The organism is Evansella halocellulosilytica, assembly GCF_002335745.1.
GTDB lineage: Bacteria > Bacillota > Bacilli > Bacillales > Salisediminibacteriaceae > Bacillus_CA > Bacillus_CA halocellulosilytica.
In genome coordinates, this window is the sequence record NZ_NIST01000001.1 from 4,664,384 (window position 1) to 4,681,555 (window position 17,172).

The window sequence follows — 17,172 nt, forward strand, 5'->3', positions numbered from 1 at the left end:
TTATACGATGTTGGTGACGTGTGGAACTGTCGAGCTGTATCCTTGAAGTTCTTCGCTTGAATGATACGAAGCCCCAGCGCCTGATTCCATTCCATAGAATGACGCTGATACCGTTCAACTACACGTGTCTTCTCAGGAAATTTCTTTCCACAGGAACATACATAGCGCCGTTTTCTATAGAACAAAAAGCTATTTCTTTCAAACACTTTCAAGTGTTGAATCTTCTGAGTTCGATAATCATGAACACGCCTTGTCACTTCACTGCAGGCAGGGCAACGGTGGCGTTTTCTTTCCATCTCCACGTGGAGATGGAGAGCTCCTTCAACTACTTCCGATTTTGTTACAATCATATCTTCTAAGCCAGGGAAATTCATGATAAAATGCATATGCACGCAACTCCTATCCTTGTTCTTGTTTTTCGACAACTCAAGTTTAAAGGATTTTGGAGATTGCGTGTTTTTTTATGCTTAAATGTTTGAAAACCCCAACATATATTTTAGAGCCATATTTTATGTGATGAGACAGACGTAAAAACTGTGCGGAGCTATCCGCACAGTTTTTATAGTGAGTGATATTCTGCTTCTTTTAATATTTCAGTCAGAATATCAGACCATTTCGTAATCTCATGATATTCTTGACGTTCAAAACGCCAAATCATTCCTTCAACACATTGAGCAATCATATACCACTGCAGGCGCTTCTCTAGTTCCTTTGTATATGGCTCACCATAATGTGACAACCAGCTGTCCCAATCACTTTTTGGAACATATAAATAAAGGAGCGGAGCAAGGTCTAACGCTGGATCAGCTACAATCGCACCATCCCAATCGATTAAATACAATCCGCCTTCTTGTGAAACCATCCAATTATTATGATTGACATCTGCATGACAAACGACATATTGAGAAGTTTGTATACATGAGATTTTGCTGTCAAGCCAATCCATTGCATGTTGAATGTATGGGTCTTTAATGCCTATTCTCGCTGAACGACCCTTTAATTCATAATATAAATCCCGCGGTGTTAGTGGGTGGTTCCCCATCCGCATATACATATCGCGTAATTCACCCGATCGGTGGATTCTGGATAATAAGTTAGCAACGCGTCCTGCATTCATTTCGGATGAGTTTAACTCACGACCATTGACCCACCGCTGGGCTGTAATCACATCTCCATTTTCTAAACGCTTTGTCCATAGAAGTTTTGGAACAATCCCTTCAGCAGACAAAACGGCTAAAAATGGAGAAGAGTTTCTTTTTATGAAGATTTTTTCGTCTCCCTGCTGTGCCACATACGCTTCACCTGTTGCACCACCTGCAGGGTGTAATTTCCACTCTCCGCCCATTAAGTGTTTCAATCATTTCACCCTCATTTTCATCAGGACTTTTCTATCATTCATACCAAGTATGTGAATGGCTCAATACGAATTAATCCATCGACTTCCATGGCATCTTTATCGTTTAATTAACAGTAAGTTTCTATTATACACCTTATTAGCAACTAATTTAAAGAAGAAAAATGAAGTTAAGAGACATTCAATGGCTATTCCTCATTCAAACTACATGATAGAGTGCCTTCTGAACACATTAGACCACTTCATTCTTAACGTGTGAAAAAGCCTTTTATCATTGTAAAAAAGATTTTCTCATTGTTCAACTTAAAGATGCAATTTTCCAGTAAAAAATAAAAATTGTCATATATTATTCTACATAATTTGCCATAATCCTTCTTTTTTTACATTCCTAGAACGAAGATGATTCGGAATTCTCTTCTTCAATGTCTTCTTCCAATTCCATTCTCGATTCAGAAATCGTTAAACAGTTTTGTAAAAATAGATCACCGACTTTTAATTGATGATGTTTCATTGGCGTACGATTTTGCTTCAATTTCTCATCCCAGATAGGAAACGTCCTCTTATCAATTAATTTAATACGTTGACTTTCTTGCGGAATATCGATAAAACTGTCTTTAGCTATAATAGCTGTACGAATCGGATAAGATAATTGTGCATCAATCAGCAGGTGTTCTGCCACAGATCTCATTCTTTTGAGTTGAATTGACGGATGAAGGATTTTCTCTTGTCTCTCTCCAACTTTTTTTAGCCAAAAACGCTCTGATTCAATCTGATATATTGTATTTTTATCTCCAGATAACGGAGTTACTAACCATAACTCTGTTGGAGTCAAAATCATTATATCCAAATCAACCGGTGCTTTTTTTAGAAATAATACCGGTTCAAAAAAGATTAAATAGGAATCCGGCAATTCTTTAAGCAGATAATTAAGCCATGTATTGTATTTGATACTTCGTTTTATAAATGACCTTTCGGAAATTGTTGAGCTTGCCCAGTTAAGTTGAAATTGAAATATCTCTTTCTTAAAATCACTCTTAAAATCTTCTTCTGACTTTGGAATTTGATGACGATCAAAAACAAATTCATCCCTGTCCCCATCTTTCTTTTTATTGAACCATGGAAACTTTTTAATTCGGCTCGTAATCGTTTGCTCCTCTTCTTCCAAATCATGAAAAATACTCGTATGGCCGTGCTCTTTCATCTTTAACCATTCAGATTTCGCTCTGTCCCAACGTTCTTTCTTTAATCGGCTGAACCTGCTCGTATAACGGTATATATCAGTTTCATAACGAGATATATAATCGGACAGCTTAACTAATTGTGCCAAATGAGCCCCTCCTTCACCTTAACTAAATCTTTGTTCTACTTACTTAAAAGCGGAATAGACGTTACAGACTCATACATAGGCTTTTGACCTCGTCTCACTTTATAAAGGTGGATCTTATCCACATTCCATGATAGCTGTTTCATAGGTGCCTCTGTTGAAATCCGTTGATTTACTTTGTCCCGTAACGTTTTTGCTAACGTAATATGAGGTTGAAACGGACGTGATTCAACCTGAAACCCCACTGTATTCGCCTTTTGCTCAACTAACTTGTGAAGCCGCTTCAACGTATCATTTTCCTTAACACCTGCCCAATAAACTCTCGGAAGTTGTTCATTCCCGAATGTTCCTATTTTGCTTAATGTTAAAGAAAAACTTGGAATTGTCATAACTTCTTGCTTTAACATGCTCCAAAGCTGACTCCGTTTTTCTTCAGTAAAGCTTCCTAAAAATAATAAAGTTAAATGAAAATCTTGCTCATATGTCAGCTTTTTATAATAAGATAAAAGATCCGTCTGTTTTTGGATATACGATAAGTGCTTTTGTACTTCGCTCGAAGTATGTACTCCGATAAAATAATGGGCTTGATTCATTTCATCCACCTTCTTTTTTTATCGTCATTTTATATGATACAATTAAGTGTATCTTAATCCCGATTTAACAAATCAGATTTAACATGAATAGCAACAAGTTCGTAAAGTTGATTGAAAGGATGTGTCATGATGCGTGTCGTAAATAATATGGCCGAACTGATCGGCGATACGCCTCTTGTGAAACTGCAGCAGCTTCCTGATAAAAGTGGTGCAGACGTTTACTTAAAATTAGAGTTTATGAATCCTAGTGGGAGTGTAAAAGACCGTGCCGCCTTCAATATGATTGACCAAGCTGAAAAAGACGGATTATTGAATGCTGATACTGTCATTATTGAACCGACTTCAGGAAATACTGGAATTGGACTTGCTATGAATTGTGCGGCAAAAGGGTATCGCGCAATATTAACAATGCCAGATACAATGTCACAGGAAAGAATTAATTTACTAAAAGCATACGGAGCTGAAGTTGTTCTTACACCTGGTGAGAAAAAAATGCCTGGTGCGATTGAAAGAGCTCATGAATTAGTAAAAGAAATTCCTAATAGTTTTATGCCGATGCAGTTCGAAAACTCAGCTAATCCTGATGCTCATCGGAAGGCTACAGCTTTGGAGATCATCGAATCAATGGAACAAATTGGCAAACCCCTCTCTGCCTTCGTAGCCGCTTCAGGTACTGGCGGAACGATTACTGGAACAGGCGAAGTATTAAAAGAAAAATACCCTGATTTGACTGTTCACGTCGTTGAACCTAAAGGTTCACCTGTACTATCAGGGGGGAAACCTGGCCCACACAAGCTTGTAGGAACAAGTCCTGGATTTATCCCGCCAATTTTAAATGAAGATGTATATGGCGAGATTTTTTGTATCTCAGATGAAGATGCGTATGAAGTAAGCCGTGGCTTATCTCAAAAAGAAGGAATCCTTGTCGGGCCTTCTTCCGGTGCAGCTTGTTATGCAGCACTTCAAGTGGCAAAACGATTGTCGCCAGATGACGTCGTAGTCGCGATCGCATGTGATACAGGCGAACGATATTTGTCTACGGACTTATTTGATTTTAATCAACTAAATGATTCATAACCTGAGGGTGTCACGAAAGCCTAGCTTTTGGTGACACCTCTTTTCGTTACTTCTTTTTCTTCTTTTCAGACCAAATCTACGCGCTTATGGGAGAATGCCGCTCTTTCCTCATCAAAAACAAAATGAGCATCGCACCTATTAACGTCATCACTCCATAAAATAAATAGACTCCTAATATACTGTGCCAATCGATGATGAGTCCGGCTGTATAGGTAAAAAACCAAGCACCTAGTCCATTTCCTACGGCTGAATATATTGCAACTGCAGTCGCTTTTACTTCTTTCGGCGCTAAAAAAGTAACGTATTGTAGCGCTGCAGGGATAAATAGTCCGATAGAAAAACCTTGAATGACCGTTGTCACATAAATCAATGAAGGACTCGGTCCTACAGCATAAAAAAGCCAGCGAAATCCTGAGACAGCAGCAGCACAAAATAAAATCATAATTATTCCACGCTTTTGAATCCATCCTCCAGCCCAACGCATAAAAGGAACCTCACTACCCGCAGCAAGTAAAAAGGCAAAACCGACGCCAGCAAGTGAACCTCCTGCAAATTGGATGAGTAAACCGAAATAAAAATTATTTGCCATAATCGGACCAAACACTAAAAACGTAACAACTAAAAAAACAAGAAACCGCGGAACTTTCATGAGTTGTTTCATCTCTTTACGAAGCTCTACCCTAACGACTGTCGAATCTTTTGGCATTCGCCAAGCATAAAAAGCACTAATAAACAGAACGATCGCAAACCCGTAAAAAATGACACTCTGCCCAACCCAATCAGATAAGCTTCCCATTATTAAAACTGATATAGCAAAACCAGCTGCTCCCCAAAGACGGATGTTTCCATAGTCTCCGCCTTTTTCATGAACGTAATTCATCGCCATACTGTCTGAAAGTGGGACAAGCGCACTTTGGAATAGTGCGACTCCAGCAGCTATCATGACTAACCATAAATATTGTTCAGCAAATAAATAAATAAGTCCCATAGTACCAGTGCCAATTGCTGCAACACTTAACAACTTCCGAGGCTGTCTCGTATAATCACTTAAGATTCCCCAAACAGGCTGTGAAAGAAGCATCACAATTGGTCCTACAGACATGATCACACCAATTTGCGAACCAGTTAACCCAACTTCATTTTGTAAATAAACGCTTAAGAGTGGAAAAAGACCTCCTATCGCAAAAAAAGAAAAAAAGTAAAAAGATTTCATATTAAAAATTGTCTTTTGATGACTTTTCATCATTACCATCCTAACTTACGATCAATCGTTATGTAACAACCATCATATATTTTATATTTCTATCCGTATGGAGCTTGCTCCCAAGTCCTTTCGACAACTCAAACATCTTCACCTTATATGGAATGTATTTCTTTTATTGTTCTTTTTTCAGTTTTACTCAACTTCCTTCTTCCACCTCACACACGACCTTCTACAAAATAAATTCCATAAATTAGTATATTTTCATTCCATTATTTTTGAAAGGATCATTTTATACAAAATTGACAGATAGTTCACAATTTTTACGTTGTCAGACCTTTACGACATCTACCTAACTACGATAAACTATAGAAAAGGAGGGAGACTCTTTGAGTATTAGTTCGATGATGGCTGCGCAATCCAAACAAATGCACCAAACATTAAACATCAGTTTAATGAAAAGTACATTATCAACCCAGGCAGCCCAATCTATAAAAATGCTTGAAAAACTAAATGAAGGTGAGTTGTCAGCTAATGACGTGAAACTGGCTCCACACCCTTCAGCTGGAAAAAATATTGACATTCAATTGTAATGAATCTTGCAGGCAAAAAAATGAATCGTTAACTTTGGGTATGCGTTAGTCACCATTTGTACACTTTTCCCACATAGTAGAATACCCTTAAAAATGAATAAGGAGTGGTTTTTTGAAACCTTCAACAGACCGAATGTTGACTCGGATTAAATCCATTTACCTTTACATTAAAAGAAAGGGGAACGTGTCCACAAAGGAACTGGTTGAAGAATTCGGAACAACTCAGCGTACCATCCAGCGAGATCTTAACGTATTAGAATTTAATAAGCTCGTTTACAGTCCTGAACGCGGTAAATGGACCGTAACCGCTAGAAAAACAAAAATATCTTAAACTTATATTCAACCTCCGACGTGAGGTTTTTCTTTTTATGAGTCATTTTTTAATAAGGCGATTTCCTCATCTGTAAGTTCTCGGTATGTACCAGGATCTAAATGAGGATCTAACAATAGTGGCCCCATTGACTCGCGTTTTAATGCGATAACGTTTCTCCCTCTAGCTTGGAACATCCGCTTCACTTGATGGAATTTCCCTTCCGTTATTGTCAGCTTGACTAAGGTCCCCCTTTCACCGTTGACATATTCTAAACGAGCTGGTTTCGTTTCATACCCATCATCTAAAATGACACCTTGTTCTAATGCATCTTTATTCCCATCTTGTAAAGGTGCGTCAATATGTACCCGATATGTTTTTTCGACTTTCTTTTTCGGAGAAGTTAATTGGTGTGCGAGTTTCCCATCATTTGTCAACAACAGCAATCCAGTCGTATCTTTATCAAGCCTTCCTACTGGAAATGGTTCATATAGAGCATCCTCTATTTCTAAAAGATCTACTACGGTCTCCTCTGATCTATCTTCTGTCGCAGATATTACCCCTTGAGGTTTATTCATCATTAAATAAATGAAAGGTTTATAATCGATTGTCTCTCCAAAAATTTCAATTTCATCTTCCTGAGGGTTTACGTGAGTTTTCCCATCCGTTACTTTTTCTCCATTAACAGTTAAGCCGCCTTTTTTAAGCAGCTTTTTCACTTCTTTTCTAGATCCATATCCCATATTTGCAAGTAATTTATCTGACCTCATTTTTTCAGCCCCTTTTAGTTCATGAACAATTATTTATGACGTTTTTTTATTTCATTTACTACTTGTTTGCCAAAGCCGCCTAAGTCGCCTTTTAAATATGAATCGATCACACCAAGGATAATTTGCTGACTTGCATGATCAATTAGGCTATTTGGTATTTGTTCCTTTTTTAGATCGTTACGTAATTCAACTAATAGTTCTATTGCTTTTTTTGTCGCTGCTTTATTGACTGTGTACACTTGCTCTTCTTCGGCAATGACGACATCCATACAATTACCAAACCATTGTTGTAACTGTACTTGATAATGTGAGTAAGCTTTTGGAATGGCTGCCATCCCCTTTTTATCTTTTAACAGCTGCCTTGCTTCTGTTACAAATTTAACTGGCACCATTTTCTGCTGCTTTGTTAGCCAGCCTTGATAATCATGAACCCTACCTTTAGTCACGCAAAAATAAAAAATCGTATCTTCATGAAAATAACGGTGGTAACTTTCGAAAAATCGATTTATTTGTTCTAATGGCAGTAATAACCACACTTCACGCTTATAATTAAATGATTCCGGTTCTGCCCAATGTAGATGATCAAATTCGTTTATATCATCAATGACCTTTTCTTTCGTTCTTGAAAAAACATGAATATCTTTATCTTTTAATAGCATTGCAAGTGTTTTTGCCAGTTTTCCAAAACCAATAAATAACGTCATCATAACCTCTCCTACTCGTTTATTGTATACGATAAACGTGAAATAAAGCTTGGCTATCGTGAAAGAGATCCAAAGGTAAGGAAACGCTTTTTCCTTTAGTAATGAACGCGTTCGTTATCGAAATACTGCCATACATGTTATAAATTATGACAGTAAAAAGAGAGTTGAACAATCAACTCCCTTCCCTCTTAATCCTCTTCACCAAACATATAATGTTTCGTACGAATATTCACGTTTAAGACAATTCCAATCGCGATCATATTTGTCATCAGTGCACTTCCTCCGTAACTTACAAACGGCAGTGCTAAACCGGTGATTGGCATTAAACCGATTGTCATCCCAATATTTTGGAACACTTGGAAAACGATTAAACCGATCGTACCTGCGACAAGATAGGAACCGAAAGTATTGTTACACGTAAAGGCAATAATAATCATTCGATACAATAACAAGAAATAGACGACGATTAAGATCGTAGCTCCAACAAAACCGAATTCTTCACCGATGACCGTAAAAATAAAGTCAGTATGGAGCTCTGGAATCATTCCGCTTTGTGTTTTTTCACCTTGCCCGAAGCCGCTTCCGTACAATTGACCGGCACCGATCCCTTGTATCGCATGGTAAAGCTGATATCCTTCTTCACTAATATTTCCCGCTGGATCTAACCAAGCGTAAATTCGGCTAAGCTGATGATCCTTTATAACCATATTAAAAATGTGAAAGAAATTGTTATGAAGCCAGACGAGAAACGCAATTGCTAACCCGACTAAACTGATAAGAAGTCCAATCATCCGATACGTTACACCAGATAAGATGATCATACTGAACATGGTTGCGCCAATGACAAGTGCTGTCCCTAAGTCCGGCTGAACTAATATAAAGGCAAAAGGCGGTAGTCCAACAGCCATCACTTTTCCGACGACAATACAATCTGCTTTAAACGATTTCTCTTTCGGTTTTTTCATATGATAAAGCAAATGTGCTAAGGCGATTAACACAAAGATTTTCACGAATTCAGAAGGCTGAAAGCTAAATACCCCGAACACGTCCAGCCACCTTTGTGCACCTAACCTTTCTTCACCAAAGAAATGAACGGCTACAAGCATGACCATCCCAATTGCATATAACGGAATCGAAAAGTTTTTAAATAGTTCGTAGTCAATGCTCATTGCCACAAGTAATAATACGATCCCTACTCCAAACCACATAAGCTGTCTAGTGACAAAATGGGATTGGTCGACTCCATAAAACTCTGTATTTGTTCCACTATAAATCGCAACTAAGCTAATACACATTAAAACAAACAGAAAAAATAATAATGAAAAATCTAATTGTTGAAAAGAACTTTTCCGTTCTTGCATCTCTATTCCACCTACTATTTGCTTCCAAATTGTCCAACAGGACGAAGATGTTTTTTTCCAAATGCTACTGGAGGATTATTGCTCTCCTCTTCATGCTCTTCGGCTTGATCATTTTCTTTCCGGTCTCGTTCGGTTTTACGCGAAATATTTGCTAGTATCCCCATCGAGGCGAATGTCACCATAAGAGAGGAACCTCCATAACTAATAAACGGGAATGGAATACCGGTTATTGGCAGGACACCACTAACCGCTCCAGCATTAAAAATCATTTGTATACTTAGCTGGAATACGATCCCGAATGCTAATAAACTTCCAAAAGCATCACGGCATCTAGCCCCGATTAGAACTCCCCTCATAATAATAATCAACATACACGCAAATACAAAACCGACTCCTAATACCCCTAATTCTTCACTAATGATTGCCAAAATAAAATCTGTATGTGCTTCTGGTAAATAAAATAATTTTTGCACACTTTGACCAAACCCAGCCCCAGTTAATCCGCCATGAGCAATCGCAATATAGGACTGGACAAGCTGGTACCCTACACCAGCCTCTAATTCAAATGGGTTTCTGTGGCCAATTAAGCGGTTCATTCGATAAGTTTCCGATTGAGCATAATGATATACTGCCCAAACCGCTACACTGCCTATCGAAATAATGTGAAGCTTTCTAGCACCCGAGCAAAAAGCAATCAGTCCGGCCACAAGGACAATTGATGTTGCTGTTCCTAAGTCTGGCTGCAGCATAATTAAGCCAAAAAAGATGATCACGACGACTAACGGTGGCAATACTCCACTAAAAAACTTATTAATGTATGCTTGTTTTTTAGAATACACATATGCTAAATATATGATTGAGCCAAGCTTCACAAACTCGGACGGCTGAATTTGGACACCGGCAATTCTTATCCACCTCGTCGCTCCATAATCGCCAACGCCTATTTGTGGAACTTTGACAAGAGCAAGTAATAAAATTGATCCTAGTACGATAAAAGGAGCTAATTTACGAAAATGACGGTATGGAAAAAACATAAAAAACGTAAATAATACCGAAGAAATAATAATCCATTGCAGCTGCCTATCAAAATAATAAGTAATATTCTCAAAATCTCGGTAACCAAGTACAAAGCTAGAACTATAAATCATTACTAACCCAAATACGGCAAGTAGTATCATTGTAACAATTAAAATCCAATCTATGTAAAGCTTCCGTCTACCTTGTTCTTCCAAATTATTCACCTGCCTATTATAAGGTGATCTATCAATCATCTATCACTATCATTATATATCATCCTATATTAATTCTTTCATTATATCAGAACCCCTACCACTCTAAAAGAGACTTCATGACCGTTCTACAATTTTAATAAATCGAATGTTTACCAGTTTTGTGTACTCTATTATTCACCTGATTCGGTGATAACAGGTGTTGATATGCTAGTTAAATCGAAAGATTTTTAGGATTCATACAAAGTATGCGCAACAACTCTTCATTTGGGCGCAACTTCTCCTTGTTTTGACGCAACAACTCTTCGTTTAGGCGCAACTCTTATTTAGACGCAACAACTCTTCGTTTAGGCGCAACTTCTCCTTGTTTTGACGCAACAACTCTTCATTTGGGCGCAACTCCTTATTTAGACGCAACAACTCTTCGTTTAGGCGCAACTTCTCCTTGTTTTGACGCAACATGATCCATTACATGAGGTTACTTGACTATTGGTGGAAAGGTTACCTACTTACTTAACTTAATTGAAATATGATATAATCACTAAAAAGACTGTATGTTCGGCTAAGCCTAAAAGGAGATGTTGCCGATGGTTCAAATAAATTTATGTCCCAGATTCGAGTCCGCTTTTCAGCTGTTAGGAAAACGATGGAACGGTTTAATTTTACGTGTTCTTCTTCAAGGACCACAACGTTTCAAAGATATATCAGCAGTAATCCCTAATATGAGTGATAAAATGCTCGTTGACAGACTAAAACAATTAGAAGAAGCAGGTTTAGTTGAACGAAGTGTATATCCTGAGACACCTGTCAAAATCGAGTACAAGCTTTCGGAAAAAGGAAAAGCATTAGAACCAGCTATGAACGAATTGCAAAATTGGGCAGAAAAATGGATGGATTAAAAACAGGACGATCTTGTTACAGACGTCCTGTTTTTTATTGAAAATTAATGTGTTTGTATGAATAAGCTATTCTATCCTAAGATACGGTGATATAATGATTTTGCTTCAGAGATGTCATTTGTTCCATGAACCAGAACACGTCCATCTTTAAAAAAGACAATCCGATTTTTATGATCACTGTAAGAGAGTAAATACGGATTTTGCTCAACGTTTCCTTCTTGTTGTGACAAAAGCTCAGCTAATGCATGCAAATCTCTGTCTTCTCGCTTCGGAGGACGAATTTGAACCGTGTCTCTTCCACAAAGGACAGATGACTTTGTCTGTGCATCATATGACAAAAACGGGTAGGTGCGATTTGTCCCACATGACGGGCAATCATCTTTACGAATCCCATCCACTTTGATCGAAGTATGTTCATTCTTCCATAAATCAAAACAAACGAGTTTTTTTCTAAGAGATTCAGCGTCTTCAACGAGAAGTTTCAGTGCTTCCGTCGTTTGATAAGCAACTACCATCTGAACAGCTGGACTAATCACACCGACTGTGTCACACGTTGCTCCTCCTAAAGGGACTTTTTCTAACAAACAATTTAAACACGGTGTCTCCCCCGGAATTATCGTATAACTTAAGCCGTAACTACTGACACATGCACCGTAAATCCAAGGAATTTCATATTTTTGAGCAATATCATTCATGAGTAGACGTGTGTCAAAGTTATCCGTTGCATCAATGATCATATCAACGTCATGTATGAGCTGTTCCATCTCCTCTTTCGTAACATCGATGATATGTGCACGAATGTCAACTTCGGAGTTAATTTGTGAAAGACGATTTTTTGCCGCGATCGCTTTCGGAATACGCTCTTTAGCATCCGTTTCACTATAGAGCTGCTGCCTTTGTAAGTTACTGAACTCAACATAATCACGATCAACGATCGTAACCGTTCCAACACCTGCTCGAACTAAATTTTCTGCATTACCTGTCCCTAAAGCACCAGCACCGACGATTAAGACGTGTTTATTTTTGATTTTTTCCTGGCCTTGATCACCAATAGGTGAAAATAACTGCTGTCTCGAATAACGACTGTTCATCCCTGTATGCTCCCCTTTACGATTAACCTCCACCGACAAACTGAACCAACTCAACGTGATCCCCTTCTTTGACGGATGTTTGATCGTGATTTTCTTTGTCAATGATCGTTTCATTTAACTCAACAATAATGACTTTCTTATCAAGCTCATAAAAGTTTAATAAATCTGCCACTGTATTTATGTTTGTAGGAACTTCATTCTTCTTTCCATTTACTTGAATAATCATTTTTCTTTCGCCCCTTCCATTACATAGCTCTCAATAGCTGAAAGCGGGTTCGCTGCTTCTAGCACTCCTGACATTACCGCAATGCCTTTCACACCAGCTTCAACCACTTGCTGTACATTTTCTGGCTTGATCCCGCCTATCGCGATAACAGGTATGTTGATTGATTTGACTACTTCCTTAAGACTCGTTATTCCGCGAGCTGATAAACCAGCCTTTGATGCTGTACGGAAAACATGACCATACAAAACATAGTCCGCTCCCGCTGATGCTGCTTCCTGAGCTTCAGACACCGAATGGATAGACTTGCCGACATATAAGTTTGGAAACGCTTTTTTTACAGCTTCTACAGATAAGCTGTTATATGCAAGCTGTACACCTGTTGCATTTACCGCAACAGCGACATCAACTCTATCATTCACAATTATTTTGTGTGGAGGAATGCCTTCATCAAGTAACTGTATTACTCCTTCAACAATTTCTGCCGCAGGACGGTGTTTTTCACGAAGATGAAAATAATCAACGTAATCGTTAATCTGGCTCGCAATATGAGCAAATTTCGCTAATGAAAGCTTTCCGTTAGAGATTACATGTATGTCCACTTACTCACCTCACACACGTTTAAGGTTAACAAGATGATAGTATCGTTTAAAAAAACACTTACTCAGTAAAGGTAAGCGTTCGATCATCTTGATTCCCATCAAGGTTTCTGGCGCTTCCCTCCGTTGGCGTTAACCAATTCAGGTTCAAAGGGTCGAATCAAATCGTCCTCTCAGCCGTAAATACTTCTGGCTCCCCTAGCTGTTTCGTATTCATTTCAGAACTTACGAATTTATGATAACAAACATTTACGTTTTATGAAATATAAGTGTTTTGAAAACGGACGTCTCTAAAAAACTTGCAAGATTTCATTTTAGTGTCGATAGTCTCAAGAATAAAAGACAACGTATCGAGACGTCTAATATTGCATAATGGAATTGATTATAAAAAGAATAGACACGCTTATTTTAAGTTAACATATCACTTGGTCGTTCTGACAAAATACTGACACAAATGCATAAATGAGGATGTGATGAAAAGGTTAAAAGAAAAATCTGAGGACTTATTTAATAAATGGAATGGCGAAATGATCGAGATGAGCGGCGAGGAGGTTCATATCTATCTTGTATTTGATGCACGCCCACCTAATAAATTTAGCCAATACAATCATATGCACATTTCGAGGAACAAGGAAAGTAAGACCTTAGCGCCTAAACCCCACTAATTCAGAGAATTTAAATGGGAATACGGCGCTAATTTTTGTTCAAGCTGCCATGTTAAAATAACAACAAAGCATATGAAAACGTCGACATATAAAAATAAAGTGTGATAGCATAAAAACATAATTAAAAAGATTTCCACTAGGGGTGCCGATTGGCTGAGACAAGGTTTCTTGATCCCTTTGAACCTGATCTGGGTCATACCAGCGTAGGAAAGTGGAACGGAAACCATTCGGATATTTTGACTTCCAACACTCACCGTTCCAACTTTATGCTGGAACGTTTTTTTATGTGATAACTCAAAAAGATGATGTGAAAGGTGTGTTGAACGATGATACCACGTGCGTTAACGATTGCTGGATCTGATAGTGGCGGAGGAGCTGGTATTCAAGCTGATTTAAAAACATTTCAGGAGCTAGATGTGTTCGGTATGTCTGCTATCACAGCTATTACTGCACAGAACACTTTAGGAGTCCATGGTGTTTACCCTGTTGATTTAGATGGACTCGAAAAACAAATGACATCCGTTGCAGAAGACATTGGTGTCGATGCTGTAAAAACCGGCATGTTATTTGATGAAGAGCGTATTCGTCTCGTTTCCGAAAAAATCCGCTATTATAACTGGAACCAAGTTGTAATAGATCCTGTTATGGTAGCAAAAGGCGGAGCCTCTCTTCTTACAAGTCAATCAACCAATGCCCTAATTGAAGACTTACTCCCATTAGCAACTGTCACGACACCGAACTTACCAGAGGCAGAAGCCATTACAGGACGATCTATCAAAACATTGGATGACAGAAAAAAAGCCGCCCAAGACTTTATAAACATGGGGGTAGACAATGTCGTCGTTAAAGGTGGTCATGCAGATGAAGAAGAAGCATCAGATGTAGTCGATTTATTATTTGATGGAGACTCCTTTTACTTTTTTAAAACGGCTCGAATCGAAACGAAAAATACACATGGGACAGGCTGTACATTTGCATCTGCAGTAACGGCTGAGCTTGCGAAAGGAACACCATTCTTTTCTGCAATAAAAAAAGCAAAACAATTTATCCACCTTGCAATTGTTCATTCTTTAAACATTGGGGGAGGACATGGACCTACTCATCACGGAGCATTTCGAAATTATGATGAAACTGAGGAGGTTTTAACTTGGCAAGAATCGATTCACACCAAATGAGACAATTGTTAAACGTTTATTTTATTTCAGGGAGTTCGAACGTATCAACAAACCTCCCGGATGTTTTAACAAAGGCCATTGCAGGCGGGATAACTCTTTTTCAATATCGTGAAAAAGGAAGTGACGCACTTACTGGAAATGAGAAGCTCGCACTCGGCAGAGAATTACAATCAATTTGTAAAAAGACAAATATCCCTTTTATCGTTAATGATGATGTCGAGCTTGCATTAGCACTCGATGCTGATGGTGTTCATGTCGGTCAAGATGACGGTGAAGTTCGAATAGTACGAGAAAAAATTGGTGATAAAATGTTAGGTGTTTCAGCGCATTCTTATGAGGAAGCACAACAAGCATTAAATGATGGGGCAGACTACCTCGGTATCGGTCCTGTTTTCCCAACGTCAACGAAGAATGATACAGAAGCTGTATGTGGTCCTGGATTTATATCTACGTTACGTGAAAAAGGAATCGATGCCCCCATCGTTGCCATTGGTGGAATTAACATCGATAATGCGCATAAAGTAGCAGCAAATAAAGCAGACGGGATCTCGGTTATTTCTGCGATATCGAAGGCAAATAACCCTGCACTTGCAGCAAAAAGATTAGCTACGGTATTTAATTAGCGACAATTCTTTTAAAATGTCAGATTCGCAAATTGGGGTTTAGCTGCGAAATCAGTGATTGATCTTGTCATTTTGGTATGAGTCGGGGGATTCTAATTAGCTATATTGTAGGAAATTAATTTGGCCGCGAAAAATTACGATTTATCCGCTAATTAAAATAATTCGAATTTAGCAACAAGAGTATGAATCAACCTCCTGTATATTTAAAGGGGCTGGGACAAAACCCAGTTAATAAGAGGAGGGTGTCCCAAAAGCCTAGCTTTCGGTGACACCCTCTTTGTTTTAACTAATTAATTGAAGTAAATGTAATAGGTTCGCTCGAATCGCTCTAGGCGGACGCTTTCCGCGGGCAACACTTCAGCCTCCTTGGGAAAACCACCCTGCGGGGTCTTCAGCTGTTGCTTTTCCCGCTGGAGTCGCCGCCTGCCACTCTTTCGAGCTTTTTTAATAAAATTGAAAAATAAAGAAATCGCCCCATTTGGTATAATTAAAGCACCACACCAAAACCATACCAGGAGGCGATTTCTTTATGAAACATAATCATATTTCTTTCCAAGATTATAACATGGATCAGCTATACTTACCAATGGATCTTGAAATAGAAATTCCTGTCCATCACGTTTGCCGCATTGTCAATCAAGCCGTCGAAGAACTGGATGAATCTATTCTCTATCAATGTTACGATGGCGGCGGCCGTCCTCCTTACCATCCCAAAATGATGTTAAAGATTATCCTTTATGCCTATACACAGAAAATCTATTCCTCCAGACAAATCGCAAAACAACTTAATGAAAACATCTATTTTATGTGGCTTGCCCGTCATCAAAAGCCTGATTTTCGCACGATCAACCGTTTTCGCTCCGAGAAGATGAAAGATATTATTTATGAAGTTTTCTTTTCCATAGTTGATCTCCTTCGGAATCACGGCCTCGTAAAGTTAGAAGATTACTTCCTTGATGGCACCAAAGTAGAAGCTAATGCCAATAAATATACGTTCGTCTGGCGAAAAGCCACAGAGCGCTACGACAGTCAGCTCAACGAAAAGTACCACACCATTATGCAGGGCATTGAAAAGGTGACCAAGCAAGACGAGGAACACGCAGGAGAGTTGGACGAGCAAGAGAAACTGGAGGCTGATCCAATTACTTCAGAGGATATCAAAGAGTCTATTAACCATCTCGAAAAGAAACTGGTTGATGAACCAAAAAACCGTGAGGTTAAAAAAGCGAAGCGCCAGCTTGAGAAGGACCTTCTTCCGCGAAAAGAAAAATATGAAAAACAAAAAGAGATTCTGGCGGGGCGAAACAGCTATTCTAAAACGGATACGGATGCCAGCTTTATGAGAATGAAAGACGACCATATGCGTAATGGCCAACTCAAG

The 17,172-nt window shown here is 38.6% G+C and carries 20 protein-coding genes and 2 riboswitches; of the genes, 7 read left to right on the top strand and 13 right to left on the bottom strand.

Annotated features, from left to right (window positions below; translation table 11 throughout):
- From CD001_RS22125 to thpR, 4 genes are all read right to left on the bottom strand, one after another.
- The coding region (locus tag CD001_RS22125) for a transposase family protein (RefSeq protein ID WP_142303673.1) at nucleotides 1-386 on the bottom strand (386 nt) is incomplete at its 3' end.
- 173 nt (nucleotides 387-559) lie between these two features.
- Nucleotides 560-1,357, bottom strand: a complete 798-nt coding sequence (locus CD001_RS22130; RefSeq protein ID WP_257009903.1) for a phosphotransferase family protein — start codon at nucleotides 1,355-1,357, stop codon at nucleotides 560-562.
- A 385-nt stretch (nucleotides 1,358-1,742) separates the two neighbouring features.
- Nucleotides 1,743-2,681, bottom strand: coding sequence for an NERD domain-containing protein (locus CD001_RS22135; RefSeq protein ID WP_096189784.1), 939 nt, complete (start codon nucleotides 2,679-2,681; stop codon nucleotides 1,743-1,745).
- Nucleotides 2,682-2,716: 35 nt separating this feature from the next.
- The gene (gene thpR, locus CD001_RS22140; RefSeq protein ID WP_096189785.1) at nucleotides 2,717-3,271 is read right to left on the bottom strand and encodes an RNA 2',3'-cyclic phosphodiesterase; all 555 of its coding nucleotides are present in this window, start codon (nucleotides 3,269-3,271) and stop codon (nucleotides 2,717-2,719) included.
- A gap of 129 nt (nucleotides 3,272-3,400) precedes the next feature.
- On the opposite strand from thpR, the gene cysK reads away from it, so the two are divergent.
- Entirely contained in the window at nucleotides 3,401-4,348 is a 948-nt protein-coding gene (gene cysK / locus CD001_RS22145) for a cysteine synthase A (RefSeq protein ID WP_096189786.1), read from the top strand.
- 76 nt (nucleotides 4,349-4,424) lie between these two features.
- Here cysK and CD001_RS22150 read toward each other — a convergent pair whose 3' ends face one another.
- On the bottom strand, nucleotides 4,425-5,591 hold the full coding sequence (locus CD001_RS22150; RefSeq protein ID WP_096189787.1) for an MFS transporter: 1,167 nt from the start codon (nucleotides 5,589-5,591) through the stop codon (nucleotides 4,425-4,427).
- A gap of 347 nt (nucleotides 5,592-5,938) precedes the next feature.
- On the opposite strand from CD001_RS22150, the gene CD001_RS22155 reads away from it, so the two are divergent.
- Nucleotides 5,939-6,142: a putative motility protein gene (locus CD001_RS22155; RefSeq protein ID WP_096189788.1), complete on the top strand. Its 204-nt coding sequence runs from the start codon at nucleotides 5,939-5,941 to the stop codon at nucleotides 6,140-6,142.
- Nucleotides 6,143-6,254: 112 nt separating this feature from the next.
- Nucleotides 6,255-6,473 (top strand): DeoR family transcriptional regulator, encoded by a 219-nt coding sequence (locus tag CD001_RS22160; RefSeq protein ID WP_179298861.1) that lies wholly within the window; start codon nucleotides 6,255-6,257, stop codon nucleotides 6,471-6,473.
- Nucleotides 6,474-6,508: 35 nt separating this feature from the next.
- Here the strand turns inward: CD001_RS22160 and CD001_RS22165 are convergent, their stop codons facing one another.
- The 5 genes from CD001_RS22165 to CD001_RS26585 form a co-directional block, all read right to left on the bottom strand.
- Complete coding sequence (locus tag CD001_RS22165; protein WP_096189789.1) at nucleotides 6,509-7,222, bottom strand: pseudouridine synthase; 714 nt, start codon at nucleotides 7,220-7,222, stop codon at nucleotides 6,509-6,511.
- 29 nt (nucleotides 7,223-7,251) lie between these two features.
- Nucleotides 7,252-7,929 carry a hypothetical protein gene (locus CD001_RS22170; RefSeq protein WP_142303628.1) on the bottom strand — a complete coding sequence of 226 codons (678 nt, stop codon included), beginning with the start codon at nucleotides 7,927-7,929 and terminating at the stop codon, nucleotides 7,252-7,254.
- A gap of 185 nt (nucleotides 7,930-8,114) precedes the next feature.
- Nucleotides 8,115-9,287, bottom strand: coding sequence for a rod shape-determining protein RodA (gene rodA / locus CD001_RS22175; RefSeq protein WP_096189791.1), 1,173 nt, complete (start codon nucleotides 9,285-9,287; stop codon nucleotides 8,115-8,117).
- A gap of 14 nt (nucleotides 9,288-9,301) precedes the next feature.
- Nucleotides 9,302-10,519, bottom strand: a complete 1,218-nt coding sequence (gene ftsW / locus CD001_RS22180) for a putative lipid II flippase FtsW (protein WP_096189792.1) — start codon at nucleotides 10,517-10,519, stop codon at nucleotides 9,302-9,304.
- A gap of 306 nt (nucleotides 10,520-10,825) precedes the next feature.
- Nucleotides 10,826-10,978, bottom strand: a complete 153-nt coding sequence (locus tag CD001_RS26585) for a hypothetical protein (protein WP_179298863.1) — start codon at nucleotides 10,976-10,978, stop codon at nucleotides 10,826-10,828.
- 125 nt (nucleotides 10,979-11,103) lie between these two features.
- On the opposite strand from CD001_RS26585, the gene CD001_RS22185 reads away from it, so the two are divergent.
- Nucleotides 11,104-11,415, top strand: coding sequence for a winged helix-turn-helix transcriptional regulator (locus tag CD001_RS22185; RefSeq protein ID WP_096189793.1), 312 nt, complete (start codon nucleotides 11,104-11,106; stop codon nucleotides 11,413-11,415).
- A 71-nt stretch (nucleotides 11,416-11,486) separates the two neighbouring features.
- Here the strand turns inward: CD001_RS22185 and CD001_RS22190 are convergent, their stop codons facing one another.
- Genes CD001_RS22190 through tenI form a run of 3 tightly spaced genes read right to left on the bottom strand, consistent with a single transcriptional unit; the run spans nucleotide 11,487 to nucleotide 13,331 of the window.
- On the bottom strand, nucleotides 11,487-12,506 hold the full coding sequence (locus tag CD001_RS22190) for a thiazole biosynthesis adenylyltransferase ThiF (protein WP_096190724.1): 1,020 nt from the start codon (nucleotides 12,504-12,506) through the stop codon (nucleotides 11,487-11,489).
- Nucleotides 12,507-12,528: 22 nt separating this feature from the next.
- Nucleotides 12,529-12,732 (bottom strand): sulfur carrier protein ThiS, encoded by a 204-nt coding sequence (thiS, locus tag CD001_RS22195; protein ID WP_096189794.1) that lies wholly within the window; start codon nucleotides 12,730-12,732, stop codon nucleotides 12,529-12,531.
- Nucleotides 12,729-13,331 (bottom strand): thiazole tautomerase TenI, encoded by a 603-nt coding sequence (gene tenI / locus CD001_RS22200; RefSeq protein ID WP_096189795.1) that lies wholly within the window; start codon nucleotides 13,329-13,331, stop codon nucleotides 12,729-12,731. The genes thiS and tenI overlap by 4 nt, the downstream gene beginning before the upstream one ends.
- Nucleotides 13,332-13,429: 98 nt before the next feature.
- Nucleotides 13,430-13,538: riboswitch (TPP riboswitch) on the bottom strand.
- Nucleotides 13,539-14,121: 583 nt separating this feature from the next.
- Nucleotides 14,122-14,220, top strand: a riboswitch (TPP riboswitch).
- A 99-nt stretch (nucleotides 14,221-14,319) separates the two neighbouring features.
- On the opposite strand from tenI, the gene thiD reads away from it, so the two are divergent.
- From thiD to CD001_RS22220, 3 genes are all read left to right on the top strand, one after another.
- Nucleotides 14,320-15,168, top strand: a complete 849-nt coding sequence (gene thiD / locus CD001_RS22210) for a bifunctional hydroxymethylpyrimidine kinase/phosphomethylpyrimidine kinase (RefSeq protein ID WP_096189797.1) — start codon at nucleotides 14,320-14,322, stop codon at nucleotides 15,166-15,168.
- Entirely contained in the window at nucleotides 15,141-15,791 is a 651-nt protein-coding gene (gene thiE, locus CD001_RS22215) for a thiamine phosphate synthase (protein WP_096189798.1), read from the top strand. The genes thiD and thiE overlap by 28 nt, the downstream gene beginning before the upstream one ends.
- A gap of 529 nt (nucleotides 15,792-16,320) precedes the next feature.
- Nucleotides 16,321-17,172, top strand: an 852-nt coding sequence (locus CD001_RS22220) for a transposase (protein ID WP_142303674.1), incomplete at its 3' end; no start/stop codon positions are given.